At 40.6% G+C, this 2,326-nt stretch carries 4 protein-coding genes; 1 reads left to right on the top strand and 3 read right to left on the bottom strand.

Annotation, left to right across the window (positions count from 1 at the left end; genetic code table 11):
* Nucleotides 1-100: 100 nt before the first annotated feature.
* From ACZFYI_RS19245 to ACZFYI_RS19235, 3 genes are all read right to left on the bottom strand, one after another.
* The gene (locus tag ACZFYI_RS19245) at nt 101-457 is read right to left on the bottom strand and encodes a hypothetical protein (protein WP_462525742.1); all 357 of its coding nucleotides are present in this window, start codon (nt 455-457) and stop codon (nt 101-103) included.
* 12 nt (nt 458-469) lie between these two features.
* Nucleotides 470-943, bottom strand: coding sequence for a hypothetical protein (locus ACZFYI_RS19240; RefSeq protein ID WP_462525741.1), 474 nt, complete (start codon nt 941-943; stop codon nt 470-472).
* A gap of 81 nt (nt 944-1,024) precedes the next feature.
* Nucleotides 1,025-1,570 (bottom strand): TetR/AcrR family transcriptional regulator, encoded by a 546-nt coding sequence (locus ACZFYI_RS19235; RefSeq protein ID WP_462525740.1) that lies wholly within the window; start codon nt 1,568-1,570, stop codon nt 1,025-1,027.
* Nucleotides 1,571-1,839: 269 nt separating this feature from the next.
* Here ACZFYI_RS19235 and ACZFYI_RS19230 point away from each other — a divergent pair.
* Nucleotides 1,840-2,326, top strand: a 487-nt coding sequence (locus ACZFYI_RS19230) for a fasciclin domain-containing protein (protein ID WP_462525739.1), incomplete at its 3' end; no start/stop codon positions are given.

Raw genomic sequence — 2,326 nt, 5'->3', positions numbered from 1 at the left:
ATATTTCAATTTTCAGACTTTTCCAAAAGATTTAAATTCAGACTGAACTTCAATGATTAGATTCATTTGCCTTCAGTTTTCCACTAAAATCAAAAATCTATCAGGCATGCTCCCCAAGAAGCACTTTTTTGAGATCACCTTTTTCTTTGCCCAAGAGGTAAATGACATAAGGTGCAAAAACAATAATCCCTAGGATCATCGCCGCAATCCCCATGATCAGGGATTGCGCTTGAAACTTATTGCGCCACATGATCCAAATCCCCGAAAGCATCAAATAACAGGCAAAATCCAAAGCAAACTGACCGCTCCAAGTCATGGAACCAACGTTGGTCGCGGCGATCTGCAAAAAGCCCCAACCTTCATTTTTGACTGCATAGGCTGTATAAACAAAAAGGATGAAGGTTTGGAGGGAAAGTATTCCTTTGAGGATAAGCTGGTTATTGTTTGAATTTTCCATATTTTTTGAAAATTAGTTTGATGAGCTTGAATTTTTTTCGATTGGTAGCCAAAGAGGACCTACAGCCAAAAGCAGGACGATTATATTGAACAAAACATTGGAGGTATTTCCGGAAGCAAAAGAACCTGCACTGTCCAAAATGAACCATGAAAGGATTCCGATCAACACTGACCTTCGAACAGCATCAGGGGCGAGGTCATAAACCCAAACGGAAAGGCACCAAATCATAACTCCCCATCCGAAAAGAAAACCCCCTGTCAGGGCAGAAAGAAACCTTGTATCAGGAGAGTCATAGGTGGTAAGTCCATCTACCGGCCAACTCAAAAGGTCAAGGGTAAGCCGGGCAGGTTCCAAGGTGGAGGCCATAGTTCCCAAAAAAAATACCGGTCCAAAACTCCCGATAATGATTGCGGTGATTTTTAGCCAAAACTTATAAAACTGATGGGACCTGATTTTTGCGGGGTGGTTTTTGGTAGCTTCATTCATTCCATAAATGTTTTTTGTATATGGATACAATATTCAAAAACCAGCGACATAGATTTTAGTCGCTTCCGTACAATTCAGCAATCAAAATGAAGTACTGAAATTCGAAACTGTTTTTCTGAGGTTGTTGAAATAGTCCGATAGCCATTCTTTATTCAGGGTTTCTTCTGTGATCTGCAAATAAAAATTTTCAAGCGCCAACTCAAAAAGGGAAGCCACCAGTTTTGGTTTGTCCTCAAGTTGGAGGTCTTTGATCCAAATGTCAACGAAACCCTTGCCTACAATTTCATCCGATTTTCGGAGGCAATCCTGAAACGAGGAATTGTTCCTTTCTACCCTCAGTTGGCGGTTAAACAAAAGGTCTGCCTTGTAGGAAACCAATACGCAGATGAGATCAGGATCAATGTTCTTACACTTTTTCTCCTCATCGGCGATGATTTTGGAGCGGGTCAAATGATGGTCGAGCAGCAAGTCAGTAAAAATAGCCAAATCAGCAAAGTGATGGTAAAAGGAAGATTTGCTCTTATTGACTTTTCTTGCCAAAACTTCTATTTTGAGGCCTTTTGGTCCCTCTTTTGCAAAAATCCTATACCCAAAGTCGATCCAGGTTTGCTTGCTGTCATTTCCCATTTTTTGTTGCTATTTGTTTTTGATACCTGTCCCATTCGCTAGAAATTAGACCTGAAACACGGGTAAAATTTCTGTCTGTTTTTGAAATATCAAGATAAACCTTCGATCAAAAAAACCACAAAGACCTTAATTTGATTTTGCGTTAAAGTTCATTATTCCATGTTTGATGAAGGGTCAAGAGACAAGGGCCAAGGTCTATTTGATTTATTTTTAAACTATCGGCTGACTTGTTTGTTATTAAAACATATCTAAACCAAGATTTAAAAAAAATGAAAAAATTAAGATTCTTATCATTGGCAGTTGCTACTATTGCTACTTCTTTTCTAGTTAGCTGTGGCGGTGCCCCAAAAGAAGAAACTGTAGAAGAAATTGTAACCGAAGTTGTCGAAATGGCTCCTGCTGAAGCTCCTAAGACTGTGGTAGACATCGCTGTAGGTTCTCCTGACCACACTACTTTAGTAGCCGCAGTGACAGCCGCCGGATTGGTGGAAACTTTGAGCGGAACAGGTCCTTTCACGATCTTCGCACCTACCAATGATGCTTTTGCAGCATTGCCGGCCGGAACAGTTGAAGGTCTTTTGAAGCCTGAGGCCAAAGACAAATTGACAGCTGTTTTGACTTACCATGTAGTAGCAGGCAATGTCATGGCTGCTGACCTTTCTGATGGCCAAGTAGTAAAAACTTTGAACGGTCAAGACTTGAAAGTTTCCATCAAGGATGGCAAAGTAATGATCAACGGTGCAAACGTGACTGCTG

It is taken from the genome of Aquiflexum sp. (assembly GCF_977115555.1).
The sequence above is the reverse complement of the archived record's forward strand: the minus strand, read 5'-3'. Positions and strand labels throughout refer to the sequence as shown.